Consider the following 13,610-nt stretch of genomic DNA (forward strand, 5'->3'; position numbering starts at 1 on the left):
ACGGCGATCGACGAGAGCCGGGAGGGCCGCCGCCAAGGCATCGGCTCACTGCACCGCAGGCACCGCGCGCACGAGCTCGTCCTGGCTGAACCTGGTGGAACGATGGTTCGCCGAGCTCACACAGGAGAAACTCAAGCGCGGCATCCACCGTTCCGTCCAAGCACTCGAACGCGACATCCGGGCGGGGGACTTGGAATGGAACGACCACCCACTGTCGGCGAATCTCTGACTCAGGTCACTAGGCAGTTCGTTTGGATCAGTCGGTCGTTGGTCCGGGTGTGCCGCTGACAGATGTGCAGCGGGCGCGGATCGAGCCGTTGCTCCCGGACCGGACGCCTAAGCCGGGGTGGCCAGTGGCGCGATCATCGGGAGGTGATCGACGCGATCGTCTTCAAGTTCCAGATGGGAACGCAGTGGGTCCACCTCGCTGCCGACGACCGCTGTCGGCCTCTCGGTTCGTTCTCACCGCTGGACAGGCCGGTGACACGCCCACCTTCACCGACATCATGGCCCGCCCTGCGTGTTCCCCGACGGCGCGGACGGCCACGCACCAGGCCCGACGTAGTCCTCGCGGATAAGGCGGACTCCTCCCGCGCGATCCGCGACTACCTGCGAAGACGCGGCATACGGGCGGTGATCCCGGTACCGGGATCGGCATGGCCATCGGCTGCGACGGGGCAGCCGGGGTGGCAGGCCACCAGCATTCGACCGCGAGACATACAAGCAGCGCAACACCGTCGAGCGGTGCATCAACCGCCTCGAACAGCGGCGAGGCGTCGCCACCCGCTATGGGAAGACCACGACCATATGACTGGCCGGACTTCACATCGCGGGCATCTTCCTCTGGACCGCACCGTGATTCAAATGGAAGCCCTCTAGTCGTGGAAGGCCGTAGTCGACTCGACTGGAGCCCGCTCGGTCCTCACTCGATTCACCGGTGCGGCCTCGTCGGCATAGCCGAACGAGATGCCGACGAGCAGCTTCCCTCCGGTGACGCCGAGTTCAGTGCGGACAGTGTCCGCGTAGAAGCTCAACAGCCCCTGCGGGCAGCTGTCCACGCCGTACGCGGTCATCGCCAGGAGCAGTGTCTGCATGTAGGCGCCGACATCCGCGGCCAGCCGCGCCTCTCCGTCACCGTGGACGAAGAGGAACGCCACGTGTGGCGCGCCGTAGAAGCGCAGGCTCTCCAAGTCGTAGGCCGCACGTGCCGCGTGATCGTCAGGGCCGATGCCCAGCGCCCCGTACAGTTCGGCGCCGAACGCCGCCCGGCGTGCCTGGTGCACCTGCGCGTACATCCCCTCGGAATACGGGAAGTCCACCGACATGTGGCTCCCGGCGTGAGCCGTCCGCAAAGCATCGGTCAGGCGCTGACCTGCCGCCCCGCTCACCACCTCCAACTGCCACGGCTGGGCGTTGGAGTTGGACGGCGCGGTGCCGGCCAGCGAGAAGATCCTGCGCATCGTGTCCTCGGGTACGGCTTCCGGACGGAACGCGCGGGTCGCGTGGCGGCCGCGTATCAGCTTCTCCGCGCAGCCGCTCAGCTCCGTGGGGACGGACTTGCTCATGTGACTCCTTGGCGACCGAGAGTTCATGTAAACGGAATCGTTTACATGCAGGCGTCACCTTAGCGCGGCCTCCCGGATGAAGTAAACGAGTGCGTATACTTAATTCATGGATACGACCGTGAGCACGACGGCCACGACATCCCAGCGGCGGGGGCGTGGAGGGCGGGAGCGCATTCTGGCTGCCGCCGGCCTGCTGTTCGCGACCCAGGGCATCAACGCGACCGGCATGGAACAGATCGCGGAGAAAGCGCCGGTGTCCAAGCGGACGCTCTACGCGCACTTTCGCACCAAGAACGATCTCGTCATCGCCCACTTGCAGGGCCTCGTACTGTCGGGGGCCACACTGGAAGGCGTACTGACCCGCGAGGACATCCCGCCACGTGACCGGATCCGCAAACTGTTCGACCAGTCGGCGCCGGACGCGGCTCCGGTGCGCGGGTGTCCGTTCATCGATGCCGCAGCGGAGTTCCCCGACCCAAAGAGCACGGTGCACTCCTACGCCCGGGAGCAGAAGCTGCGCATGGTGGAACTGATCGTCGCCCTGGTGACGGAGCTGGGCTGCCGCGACCCCCTCTCACTTGCCCAGCAATTGGCCACCCTCGCGGACGGGGCGGCCAGCCGCGCCATGGTGCTGGACGAAGCGGACTACGGCCGACACGCCTGGGCGGCGGCGGAAGTCCTCCTCGATCAAGCTCTACCGCGAACGAGCTGACGAGGAGGAAGCCGGCGCAGGCTTGCTCACAGGGCCCGGGGTGCGCAGGTGATCCAAACGAAACTGCCCAGGCCTGCCGCCGGCTATCGAGACACAGAACATCCGCACGATCGATCTGGCTGCGGCGATCCATTCGAATGACCTATGCCATGTCAACCGTCGGGCGGTCAACGGGACAGTGGGCTGTCCGCTCCGGGTACGCCGGACAGCCTCCCTCCCGAGCTGCGGTGACCCCGTACGGTTTCCGCAGCGAACAGCGTGCACCGCCGGACGCGCATCAGGCGCGACACCCCGGGGTCGAGAGCGGAGAGAATGATGAAAGCAGCTCGTTTCCACCAGTTCGGGGGCCCGGAGGTCCTTGAGATCGTGGATCTCCCCGATCCGCATCCGGGTCCCGGCCAGGTCCGGATCGCGGTGCGCGCGGCCGGCGTCAATCCGAGCGACTGGAAGAAGCGCAGGGGCCTGATGGATGAGCAGCTCCCTCAGACCTTGGGCCACGAGGCGGCGGGCGTCGTCGACGAGCTCGGCGAGGGCACCCAGGACGTGGCCGTCGGCGATCGCGTGTTCGGCTTCTCCGTCGAGGGGGCGGCCCAGGCCGAACTGGCCGTGCTGTCCTACTATGCGCCGATCCCACCGTCGCTTGACTTCCCCGGCGCCGCCGCGCTGCCGGCCGCCGTCGAGACGGCCACGCGCGCGCTCGACCAGCTCGGCGTCGGGAGCGGCAGCACTCTGCTCATCAATGGCGCCTCCGGAAGCGTCGGCAGCGCCGCGGTTCAGCTCGCCGTGGTACGCGGCGCGCGCGTGATCGGCACCGGCGGCCCGGCAAACCACGAGTACCTTCGCTCACTGGGGGCCGAGCCCGTCGCCTACGGTGAGGGCCTCGTCGAGCGGGTCCGCGCGCTTGCTCCCGACGGCGTCGACCTGGCGCTCGACATCGCCGGGAGCGGCGTACTGCCCGAGCTGATCGAACTCGCGGACGGCCCGGAGCACGTCGTCACGGTCGCCGACTTCACTGGCGCGCAAGAGTACGGAGTGACGTTCAGCCGTGGGGACGCCGGCCGTGCGGTCCACGCACTCGCCGAGATCGGCGAGCTGATCGAGGCCGGACGTTTCTCGCTCCCGGTCGCGCGGACCTTCCCGCTCACCGAGATCGCGGAGGCGCACCGCGCCGGCGAGGACGGTCACGTGCGCGGGAAGCTCGTGCTGCTGGTCGGCTGATGCGACCGCGATGGCCGTGCGTGAGCCGGCTCGCCGGTCATAAGTCCTGTGTCTGAACCTCCGATAGACGTTCGCCCAGGTCGGGAATCGAACACGGGGGCCTCAGAGGTCGTCGGCAAACACGCCCTGAAGTAGTAGCGGTCCAGCGGCTATCGACGGGCGGATCGAGAAGACCTCGGTCCGGCAGGGCCCGGCAAGCGTCCAGGGAATCACGGAGCGTCGATGTCCTGACGGATATCCGCAGAAGCCTGACCGCGGACGCCCCCGAGGCTGCGGCAACTGTCCGTGCTCGCGGAGTCGTGCGGTCAGCGGACAGTCGCGTATCAGCCTGCCTCCGGCCGCGTTCGCCCAGTCTGCGAACTGCACGGCATCCGCCGGAGGGTGGGCGGGGTCGGCTCAAGTCATGACAACGGCCTGGCCGAGAGTCTCTGGCAGGGGCTGAAGCGAGAAAGCGAGGGTTCGCGACAGAGTCAGGCTCAGACGCACGCTTGAAAAGGTAGGGCGAGCCAAGGCGAGACCAAACCGGACACGAAGATCGAACCAAGTGTCACAGACCTATCCAGTTACGACGAGACTTCCCGGGTATGTGCCCGCTGGTCGATGGCCAACCAGACGTAGTCGCGGCTGAGAGGCAGTTCGGTGAACCGGATACCGGTGGCGTCGCGCAGGGCATTGGCGAAGGCGGGAGCCACCGGGATGAAGGGGCTCTCGCTCATCGACTTGGCGCCGCGCGGGCCGATCGCGTCATTGGTCTCCATGAAGTGGACCTCGGTGCGCGGCACGTCGGCATACTGCGGTAGGCGATAGCTTCGCAAGGCCGCTGTGGTCACCTCACCGCGCTCGTCGAGACGTACGACCTCGAAGAGCGTGGCCCCCAGTGCCTGAGCGATCCCGCCCTCGATCTGCCCCCGGCACTGAAGGGGGTTCATCACCTTGCCGGCATCAGCGGCATGGACACTGCGCAGAATCCTCATCTCGCCGGTGTCCGGATCAACGGCGATGCGGAACCACTGAGCGTTGAACGCTACCGAGCGTGGGCTGCCGGTCCAGTGGCCTTGTGCTTTCACCTCGTCCTGGGCACCGGCGGCGTGGGCCGCCTCATAGAGCTGTTCCAGTGTGACGGTCAGGCCGGCACAGTCGAATCCCTCCGCCCCGAGCGTGCACCGGTGGCGGGCCACTCCCGTGTGCTGGGCCACGAAACTCGTCAGGCGTTCAGCAAGGGCGTCCGCGGCGAGCAGGACCGCCTTGCCGGCCACGACCGTGCCGGTTGAACCGAACGCGCCGGTGTCGTGGCGGACAAGATCGGTGTCGGACTGGCGGAGGGCGATCCGGTCCACGGTGGTACTGAGGGCGTCGGCGGCGATCTGCTGGTGGACGGTGCTGGTGCCGTTGCCGAATTCCGCCGTGCCCACGGCGATGTCGTACGTCCCGTCGGCGCGAAGGCCGACGGTCGCGTCGGCGTAGTGGCCGCCGGGCGGACCGGTGGCGCTCATCGCCATGGCGCCGCCCTGGCCGGTCAGCCATCCTTCCGGTGCGTCCTTGGCGCTGCGGTCCTCGGCGATGGTCTTGTGGAGGACCGCCAGGCACTGGTCGAGTCCGTAGGAGGCGATGCGCAGGTCCTCCTGCTCGCCGGCAGGGGTGATCATGCGGTCGCCGGGGCCGATGATATTCCTCTCGCGGAAGGCGAGCGGGTCGATGCCGAGTCGGCGCGCCAGTTCATCCATGGCGGACTCGACGGCAAAGGTGACCTGGCTCAGACCGTACCCGCGGAAGGCTCCCGCTGGTACGACGTTGGTGTAGACCGAGTACGCGTCGACCTTCTTGTGCGGGGCGCGGTACACAGCGAAGGATTCGTCAACGCTGTGGAACATGACGGCTGGGCCATGGTTGCCGTAAGCACCGGTGTTCGAGACCACGCGCATCTGGATCGCGGTGAGCGTGCCGTCGGAGCGCGCACCCAGTTTGATGTCGATCGTGAATGGGTGACTGGTGGTGGCACCGTAGAACTGCTCGGCACGGGTGTACTCAAGCTTGACCGGACGGTGCAGTTTTAGTGAAGCCAAGACCACGATGTCCTCGGTCAGCATTTCCTGCTTGCCACCGAAGCTGCCGCCGACGTGTCCTGCCACCACCCGGACCCCGTCTTCGGGCAGCCCGTACAGGGAGCACAGGGCCTGCCGGGTCAGGAACGGGGTCTGGGTGGACGAGCGGACCGTCAGACGTTCCCCGGTGCCGTCATTCTTCGGCTCGAAGTACGCGACGCAGCCGTGGGTCTCCAGGCTGGCGTGCTGGACGCGCTGCGTGCGGAAGGTCTCTTCGTACACGACATCCGCCTCGGCGAAGCCGTCCTCGACCCGGCCGATCTCGCCGTGCACCTCACCGGCCACGTTGTTCCCGACGCGCGCGATCCGCGCCTCGGGGCCCTTGCCCGCGTGAATGGCGGGCGCGCCCGGGGCCATCGCCTCCTCGGGGTCGATGACGTAGGGAAGTTCCTCGTAGGTCACCACCAACCGGCGACAGCCCTCCTCGGCGGCGCACTCGCTGTCGGCGATGACGGCGGCGACGCGCTGGCCGACAAAGCGGACCGTGCCGTCGAGGACGCGGGTGTCATGGGGGTTCTGGGTGGGTGGCTCCTGCAGGGCGCTGGAGTAGAGCGTGTCGGGGACGTCCTCGTGGGTGAGCACGGCGTGGACCCCGGGCACCCGCAGGGCATCAGAGGTGCCGATGGAGACGATCCGCGCGTGCGGGTGCGGGGAGCGCAGCAGCTTCAAGTGGAGGAGCCCGGGTACGTCCACGTCGAAGGTGTAGCGGGCGGTCCCCGTAACGACCTGCGGGCCCGCAGAAGCACGCGGACTCCTGCCAACTGCCTCGCCCGCGGCGGGCCGTTCGGTGCGACGTACGCCCCGCACGGCGTCCTCGATGGCGCGATAGCCCGTGCAGCGGCAGATGTTGCCCTTGAACGCACGCGCCAGGTCTTCCAGCTTGCCGTCGTCGTGCGCGGTGCCCTGCTCAGCTTCCAGGGCGGCCGTGGTCATCAGGAACCCGGCAGTACAGAAGCCGCACTGGAAGCCTTGGGCGTCGAGGAACTTCTTCTGCACCGGGTGCAGTTCACCCTCCGGCGACGCGAGACCCTCGACCGTCGTCACGTGTCGGCCTTCGGCGCGCGCCGCCAGGTACAGGCAGCTGTGCACCGGCTCGCCGTCCACGTGGACCGTACAGGCCCCGCAATCACCGGCGTCGCAGCCCTTCTTCACCCCGAACCAACCGAGTTCGCGTAGATACGTACGCAGACACTGGCCGGGACGGGGCTCAGAGTCGACGGGCTGCTCGTTGACGTGGAGGCTGAAGCTCACGGCGCACCGTCCTCGGTGAGTTCCTGAAGAATCTGCTCGGCGAGACGAAAGACCATGTGCCGTCGCCATTCGGGAAGCCCGTGGATGTCGTCGAACCAGTCAGGCTCTCCCACGGTCGTCGCGATCGCCCTGCGCAGCTCGGCTGGGCCGGGGGGCAGCGCGAACCGAAAACGGAATGGCCGTCGGGTCGCGGCCGTGATGGTGAAGAACAGTGCGCCGTTCCAAGGGTCGAGCGTTCCGATGACCAGTGCGCCGGATCGTCCGAGACCGTGCAGGGAGACCTGCCGGAAGGCAGTACGACACCTCAGCGAGTGAGCGGGAAGCGTCACTGAGCGCAACAGCTCGCCCTCGCTGAGATCCCTGCGGCCGGCCCCGGTGACAAAGTCCGCGGACTTCACCCGCCGGACCGAACCGTCCTGGCCCTGGAGCAGGCACATGCCGTCGAGTGCCGCAGTGAGCGAGATCATCGGGCCTGCGGGCAGAGCGGTGCACAGATTTCCGCCGACGGTCGCCATGTTCCAGATCTTGAACGAGGCCAGGAAGGCCCGGCAGCACTGCTCGAACAAAGGGGCGGCCTCCGCGTCGAGCGTTCGCCCGAAGCGGTACAGCTGAGCGATCGTACAGGTGGCCGCGATCTCCACCGAGCCGTCGGGCAACACCTGGATCGGCTCCCAGCCCATCCGGCTCAGATCCACCAGGCGCCGCAGCTGCGGCTGAGGTGTCGAGAGGAGGTCTGTTCCGCCGCCGAGCCAGGCGTCACCCGAGCGCCAGAGCTCATGACGGCGTGCGTCACACACGTCGAGAACCGTGTTCAGATCCATGAGCTGTCCGCCGCCCTCATGTCGATGCGTGACGAAGAGGGAAAGGACCTTCGCCACGGTGGTGATCTGTTTGCTGCTGCGGCACGGGGCAGCTGCCACACCTTGAGTGCTGACCACGGCCGGTTCGCCGAGTCGTTTGCCCTTGGCGTGCTGTGGCACCGGAGGCCACGCAGGTCCGACGGCTGCCCGACACGCCTTGTCCGACCGGCATGTGAGCTTGCCGATGCGCGGGTTTCGATGATCGCGTGCCGCTGACGGGTAGGACGTGGAAGCGCGAGAGTTCACCGTCCTCAGCCTTGCCGTTATCCCGATCCCGCGCCCAGTATTGCCGGGATTCCTCAAATTCCATGCACCGCCCCCATGCCGTCAAAAATGCCTCCATAGTGGCACCTAGCATAGGGCTCACATCAGCCCACCATTGTCATACGAGAATCCTGCATGCGCTTTGTAACGACCGGCTGCCGCCGCACGCGACGAGTGGAATTGAAAGCCGAGCGGATCGAGAATTCAAAATTATGACCACCCGAAATGAATACCATCGCACTTCGTGGTCCACGGACGGCCTCGGTCCCTTCGCGGCGACGACCGTCGAAGTCGCTGCCACGCCCGAGGACGGCCCCCGCCTGCTGCGTCGCGCTGCCCGACGGCTGTGCGACGCAGCAGGCCCACAAGCCACCCTGGTCCAGGTCGGTGGTGAACTCACCGCGCGGCTCGAACCGGGCCTGAACGCCATGATGTTCGTATCCACCGAGATGCGGAGCGACTCCGCCGCCTCGCCCCTGTTGCGCCTCACCCTGCGACTATCCGGCCGATCAGGGGCACCGCCGACGGCTTCCCTCGACCGTTGGTCGGAAATCTGGCACCGTCAGCCCTTCTCCGTACCGGAAGTGGCGCGGATTGCCGGTGAGCAGCCGCTGATGAACTCCGCCGTTGAGCGGCTGCGTGACAACCAGCCCCTCGCGGGGGTCGCGGTGCTGCTCGCTGGGCACTTTCTGACCGACCTGATCCATCTCGTGGGCTGCCTGGCCGAGTTGGGGGCACCGCTGGAGGCCATGACGGTCCTGCGCAAGGACTACGCCTACCAATGGCGCCACCGTGTGCACGGCCACCTCGAAGAGCAAGGGGTGCGTGTCGCCGACTGCACCGATCCCCGAGCAGTCAGGAAACACACGGCTTACGCCCGCCGGGAGGGTTTGCGCTGCCTCGCGCTGGATGACGGCGGCTACATCACACCGCCGCTGCTGGACCAGATCCGCGACGGGTCGCTGACACCGGATGAGGCGGCGAACTGGGTGGGAGCCGTGGAGCAGACCATGGCCGGGATCTACCAGCTCCGCGGCCGTGAAGCAGAACTGCCCTACCCGGTATTCTCAGTGGCCCAGTCTCGGCTCAAGAGCCGCATCGAGTCATATTGGATCGCACAAAAGGCGGTGTCCACCGCGCTGGAACTGCTGCCCGTCCTGAAGATCGAAGGGCAGCCCGCACTGGTGATCGGCTATGGCAATGTGGGGGCCCAGATTGCCGTGCTCCTGACGCAGCGCCGAATGCGGGTCGCCGTCCACGACTCCGACATCCTCCGCCTCATCGACGCTCATGAGAGTGGTTACGTCACCGCACAGGACCTAGGCACCCTGCCCGCCCGTCATGAGCCCCTCCTCGTCCTGGGGGCTACCGGACATACCAGCATGTCGACCCAAGAGTTCAAAGCCCTCAGAGGTCCGGTATACCTGGCAAGCGTCAGCAGCCGCGACACCGAATTCGACCTTCCCGCACTCGAATCCCTCGCTGCCCACGGCCCCACTAAGCACCCGATGAGCGGCACCTCGTCCCGCACCCATTCGCTCACCGGAGGCGTGGATGTCACCGTGCTGGCAGACGGCCGTCCCGTCAACTTCCACGAGACGGACAGCATCAGCAACCTTCACTCCGACCTCGTCTACGCGGGCATGCTGACGGGCGCCTGCACCATCGCCACCCGACCCGCCCAACCCGGGCTGGATCCTGCCTGGGCCGACACAGTGCTGGAGGAGTCCGGACTCCTCCGGGACTATTACGCGCGCTACGGCCCCACACCCGGCCCACCGGCAACTGACGTTTCCCCGTGCTCCTGAACACGTTGTTGTTACGCGGTGAGGGTTTGATCTTGCCGGTGGCGCGGGCGAGTCTCATGGGGCGTGAGGTAGCCCCCGTGGATGTCCTCGCGCAGGAAGCGTCTGTTGCAGAAGGTCTCGACGAAATCGAAGATGCCGCCGCGGGCGTTGGCCCGGTCTGGCCAGCAACGGGTGCCGATCTCTTCTTTCTTCACCCCGCCCCGCAGGGACTCCGAACTGACCCCGCGTTCCCGGGCAACCTCGGTCACCGTCCGGCCCGACGACTCCACGCGCTCGATCGCGTCTTGCTTGTACTCATCCGAGTACCACTTCGTGTACTCGCTTCCCACCTGGCACTATTTCTTCTGGAACCTCAGATCCCAGTCTCCAGGTGTCCTGGATCCGGGGAGGGGAGAGCTCCACCCAGATCGACGAACTCATGCGGGACAAGAGCCGCCTACTTGGCGTGCCAGTGGCCCAAGTTGTTCACGCCGACGCCTGCGGCTCGTTGCAGCGCGTCCGGGGAGCCGAGCAGGCCGGGCGGGAGATAGCCGGAGCGGACGCCCAGCTCCCATCCGTGCACCTGAACGGCGAGGGCGGCCAGGGCAAGAGCCCCGAGGGGCAGCAGCGTTCTGGGTACGGGATCGGGCCCCGTGCTCTCCCGGTGCTCGACGAGCCGGGCCACGAGAGCCTGCTCGAAGGCCGGCTGGTCGTCGTCGAGAAGTATGCGAAGGAGGTGCTGGTCCGGTGTCAGGGCCCCGGCTGTGTCCAGTTTCCGGGTCGCTTCGATGCGCTCGTCGGGGCCCGGTTTGCGGAGGGTGACGGTGGGCCAGTCCCTGGGCAGGCCCCCGCGTGCCTCGGCCAGGTAGACGCACAGTGCGTCCATCGCCGCGAGGTCCGCCGGCTCTGATGGCGTGTTCCGCTTGGAGTACGGCACCCCGTCGTGGATCGCGGGAGCGTAGTCGCTCCGCAGCAACAGACCGATCACCCGCTGCCACTCCCACATCATGCCGCTGACCAGGCACACCTCGAACGTGTCGATCCAGGTCCTGGCGGTGGGCGCCGTATCGACGACGCCTTCGAAATCAATCGTCTCGCTGGTGAGCTTCTTGTCGATGAGCGGGAATTCGATTTCCTGGTCACCTCCGGGGAAACAGCCGACGCTCAGCGCCCCCAGCGTGCATTCCGCCGCGGTCCGCAGCACCTCGCTGAAGTCTTCATCTAGCGGGCGATCCTCCGTAGTGCGAGCGGCGACGTGGTCGAGGAGCTCGTCACGTAGCTCCAGCATCTTCTCCGGGGCCGGATCGTTGTAGCGCATCATGTGCCACCGCCCGTGAGCTCGTGTGCCGATCCCCGCGACTGCTTCGGTGATGAGCCATCCGCTGGCCTCGTCGCGCGCCACTTCCTGCACGACTGCAGTCCTCTCATGATCCTTTGGCTGGAGGCGGCACGCTATCAGCGGCCTCGGACACTGCCAGTACGCGATCTGCCACGCCTTCTCGGCGAAGAGGCGCAGCTGCGGCACACAGCCGTCGGGGACTCGAAGTCGTACTCGTCCGTCGATGACCAGGAAGTCAGGTGGACCGAGGCAACGAAGTACGACAAGGCGCGCACGTGGGCACAGTCCCGCTGGCACACCTCGAACTACCGTCTGGACAAGGTGAAAGTCGCACCAGACGACGCCCTGACCAGCAAGACCTGCACTGGGAAGACAAGAAGAAGGCCGACGACGCACTCGCAATATGGGAACGCCACGGCAATATAGGTGCGACGGATAAATTTATCTCAACAAGCATTACCTGGATGGCCATGGAGACTGCGCCTCCGACTACTAGAGAAAGGCAGCAGTCGCACACAAGTTCAGTCACGCGCTCGGCCTTTGCCGCAAAGGCCAGGAAAAGAGATCACTGGGTATGACCGCAACGCCTACCATAAACTCTGGGGATAAGATGCGAATCAGTCGGGGAATCGTTGTGATGGCATCGGCCACCGCCGTCATGTCCGCGGCGGGTACGGCGCGTACCTCAGCCTGGCAGGCACTGAAGGCCCTGTCCGGGCCAGCCAGTCGGAGTCACTTCTCATCCCCGGCCTGTCCGGGGACGAGTACGTGGCACACGCCGCTCAACTCCTCTTCCACTGCACGGTCATCAGCAAGACCGGCCAGCAGCGCACCGATGACAACGGCGACGTGGAACAGCAATGGCTCGTCGAGGTCGAACGGTCATTCAAAGGCGACGCCGGCGGAAGAGTCGAAGTCAACACGAACGCCTTCCTGGAATCCGGCAAGGAGCTCCCGGACCCAGGAGTTCCGGCAATGAGGGTGGGCGGCCAGTACGTCTTCGCGGGCATATGGGACGACGCGGACGACCGGCTTGAGGTACACGGCGGCACGGCGGGCATCCATGCCTCAACAGCGCTGGGCATACGCCGCGTGGCCCGCGCCGGCCCGGCCCCGCGCCCGGCATCCGATTCCGACATCTGACCTCGCCGCGAAATCCGAGCCCGCATCGCACGTTCCCCCACTCGCTTCAGGACGACGGCCTCCCGTCGGGACAAGGACCGGGGCTTCCGCGCCGCCCGAAGTGGATCACCGTGCGTGGGCTGGGGACACGGACCCATCGCCCTTCAGCCTGGGCGGGTCGGCGTCAGACGTCGGCAGCTGGATACCGACCGGGGTGTCATGGTCGGGACACGGCAGCCGCGGCGGATTCGGCGTTCATATGCAAGGCACCACGCCCACTGGCACCTGGTACTCAAGCCGTTGACCAGGACATACACCGAAGTCCGGCTGGAGCACCAGGACCGGATGAAGCCTGCCTACCCGGCGCTGCGGTGGGTGCCGTCTCCGTCCGGACCGGGGGTGTCCTGTCCCAGACCGCGACGGATCGCGATCTCCACGGGTGAGTACGCGCCGTCGGCCCTCTCCAGTTCGTACGGCGTGGCCGGCATCAGCGGCGGCTGGGCCATGAAGCGCGGCCGCACCCCATGGTGCGGTTGCGCCGCGTGCACCAGGAACGGATGGCACAGGAAGACGTCGCCCGGGGACCCGGTGGCGAGGGCGAGTGGCCGGTGGTCGGACGCCGCCACCAGATCGGGCGCAAGGGTCAACCCGCTCGCCCCGTCCTCCCCGTACTTCTCCAGCACCTTCGGTACGTCGAGGTGTGAGCCGACCCGGATCCGGGTCGGGGCGTCCTCCTCACCGACCTCGCTGAACAGGAACAGCATCAGCAGCGCCCGGCCCCGGGAGCGCAGATTTGTGAAGTACCAGCTCTCGCCCTCCGGCAGATAGCTCCCCTCGATGTGCCAGCCCGCGTCGCCCGGCTCCTCCTCGTGCGGGAAGCGCAGCGGGAACGTGCCCAGCGAGTAGCGCGGCTCCCAGCGTCCCTCGCCGACGAGCAGGTCGTACGCGCGCTGCAGGTAAGGGGAGTTGGGTGCGGCGGCGAACGGTCCCTGCGCCATGCCGGCCACCCAGCGCACGGGCTGCGTCCACGTCGCTGGATCGTCCGGGTCACAGCCTGTCTCTCGCCACAGCAGCCGCGCGCAGTCCGCGGCCACGCGCGGCGCGACGGCACCCTCCAACTTCACGAAGCCGTCGCGGAGGAATCGGGATACCAAGGTCGTGTCGTCCATGCCCCCATCGTGCGGCGACACCGGTCCGGGTCACCCGACATTCTCCGCACCGCTTTTGTCGGGTGTTCACCGAACCCCTTCCTGCCCCCTCTGAGACCGGATGCAACCGCCCTGCGGTCACAGGACCACATTGCCGACGACGGACGAACACTCAGCGTCCTCGTCTTCGCCGTGGCCACCGAGAACGCCGCCACCATCCGCGAACTCGGCCGCCTCGATCA

The 13,610-nt window shown here is 67.0% G+C and carries 10 protein-coding genes and 2 pseudogenes; 6 read left to right on the forward strand and 6 right to left on the reverse strand.

Annotated elements, in window-relative coordinates; all coding sequences use genetic code 11:
• Window positions 1-70 precede the first annotated feature (70 nt).
• A pseudogene (locus tag OG413_RS28355) lies at window positions 71-181 on the forward strand (IS630 family transposase); the annotation flags it as partial.
• 353 nt (window positions 182-534) lie between these two features.
• A pseudogene (locus OG413_RS28360) lies at window positions 535-811 on the forward strand (transposase); the annotation flags it as partial.
• A 64-nt stretch (window positions 812-875) separates the two neighbouring features.
• Here the strand turns inward: OG413_RS28360 and OG413_RS28365 are convergent.
• The gene (locus tag OG413_RS28365; RefSeq protein WP_266810631.1) at window positions 876-1,565 is read right to left on the reverse strand and encodes a nitroreductase; all 690 of its coding nucleotides are present in this window, start codon (window positions 1,563-1,565) and stop codon (window positions 876-878) included.
• A 106-nt stretch (window positions 1,566-1,671) separates the two neighbouring features.
• On the opposite strand from OG413_RS28365, the gene OG413_RS28370 reads away from it, so the two are divergent.
• Both OG413_RS28370 and OG413_RS28375 read left to right on the forward strand, forming a co-directional pair.
• On the forward strand, window positions 1,672-2,277 hold the full coding sequence (locus tag OG413_RS28370) for a TetR/AcrR family transcriptional regulator (RefSeq protein ID WP_266810632.1): 606 nt from the start codon (window positions 1,672-1,674) through the stop codon (window positions 2,275-2,277).
• Between the two features lie 315 nt (window positions 2,278-2,592).
• Window positions 2,593-3,495, forward strand: coding sequence for an NADP-dependent oxidoreductase (locus OG413_RS28375; RefSeq protein ID WP_266810634.1), 903 nt, complete (start codon window positions 2,593-2,595; stop codon window positions 3,493-3,495).
• 563 nt (window positions 3,496-4,058) lie between these two features.
• Here the strand turns inward: OG413_RS28375 and OG413_RS28380 are convergent.
• Complete coding sequence (locus tag OG413_RS28380) at window positions 4,059-6,848, reverse strand: molybdopterin-dependent oxidoreductase (RefSeq protein WP_266810636.1); 2,790 nt, start codon at window positions 6,846-6,848, stop codon at window positions 4,059-4,061.
• Window positions 6,845-7,669, reverse strand: a complete 825-nt coding sequence (locus OG413_RS28385; RefSeq protein ID WP_266813128.1) for a xanthine dehydrogenase family protein subunit M — start codon at window positions 7,667-7,669, stop codon at window positions 6,845-6,847. Before OG413_RS28385 ends, OG413_RS28380 begins: the two co-directional genes overlap by 4 nt.
• A gap of 347 nt (window positions 7,670-8,016) precedes the next feature.
• On the opposite strand from OG413_RS28385, the gene OG413_RS28390 reads away from it, so the two are divergent.
• The gene (locus OG413_RS28390) at window positions 8,017-9,780 is read left to right on the forward strand and encodes a hypothetical protein (protein ID WP_266810638.1); all 1,764 of its coding nucleotides are present in this window, start codon (window positions 8,017-8,019) and stop codon (window positions 9,778-9,780) included.
• Window positions 9,781-9,791: 11 nt separating this feature from the next.
• On the opposite strand, the gene OG413_RS28395 is transcribed toward OG413_RS28390, so the two are convergent.
• Window positions 9,792-10,109, reverse strand: a complete 318-nt coding sequence (locus OG413_RS28395) for a transposase (RefSeq protein ID WP_266810640.1) — start codon at window positions 10,107-10,109, stop codon at window positions 9,792-9,794.
• Window positions 10,110-10,216: 107 nt separating this feature from the next.
• A complete protein-coding gene (locus OG413_RS28400) occupies window positions 10,217-11,080 on the reverse strand; it encodes an immunity 49 family protein (RefSeq protein WP_266813130.1) in 864 nt (287 codons plus the stop codon).
• Window positions 11,081-11,866: 786 nt separating this feature from the next.
• Between OG413_RS28400 and OG413_RS28405 the strand changes: the two genes are divergently transcribed.
• Complete coding sequence (locus tag OG413_RS28405; RefSeq protein ID WP_266810641.1) at window positions 11,867-12,241, forward strand: hypothetical protein; 375 nt, start codon at window positions 11,867-11,869, stop codon at window positions 12,239-12,241.
• Between the two features lie 335 nt (window positions 12,242-12,576).
• Here OG413_RS28405 and OG413_RS28410 read toward each other — a convergent pair whose 3' ends face one another.
• On the reverse strand, window positions 12,577-13,389 hold the full coding sequence (locus OG413_RS28410) for a phytanoyl-CoA dioxygenase family protein (RefSeq protein WP_266810643.1): 813 nt from the start codon (window positions 13,387-13,389) through the stop codon (window positions 12,577-12,579).
• Window positions 13,390-13,610: the final 221 nt, after the last annotated feature.

It is taken from the genome of Streptomyces sp. NBC_01433, assembly GCF_026340105.1.
GTDB lineage: Bacteria > Actinomycetota > Actinomycetes > Streptomycetales > Streptomycetaceae > Streptomyces.

Excerpts from the sequence above, each read along its gene's own strand:
- OG413_RS28365 (WP_266810631.1), bottom strand. The coding sequence starts at position 1,565 with ATGAGCAAGTCCGTCCCCACGGAGCTGAGCGGCTGCGCGGAGAAGCTG.
- OG413_RS28370 (WP_266810632.1), top strand. The coding sequence starts at position 1,672 with ATGGATACGACCGTGAGCACGACGGCCACGACATCCCAGCGGCGGGGG.
- OG413_RS28375 (WP_266810634.1), top strand. The coding sequence starts at position 2,593 with ATGAAAGCAGCTCGTTTCCACCAGTTCGGGGGCCCGGAGGTCCTTGAG.
- OG413_RS28385 (WP_266813128.1), bottom strand. The coding sequence starts at position 7,669 with ATGGATCTGAACACGGTTCTCGACGTGTGTGACGCACGCCGTCATGAG.
- OG413_RS28390 (WP_266810638.1), top strand. The coding sequence starts at position 8,017 with ATGCACCGCCCCCATGCCGTCAAAAATGCCTCCATAGTGGCACCTAGC.
- OG413_RS28400 (WP_266813130.1), bottom strand. The coding sequence starts at position 11,080 with ATGATGCGCTACAACGATCCGGCCCCGGAGAAGATGCTGGAGCTACGT.
- OG413_RS28410 (WP_266810643.1), bottom strand. The coding sequence starts at position 13,389 with ATGGACGACACGACCTTGGTATCCCGATTCCTCCGCGACGGCTTCGTG.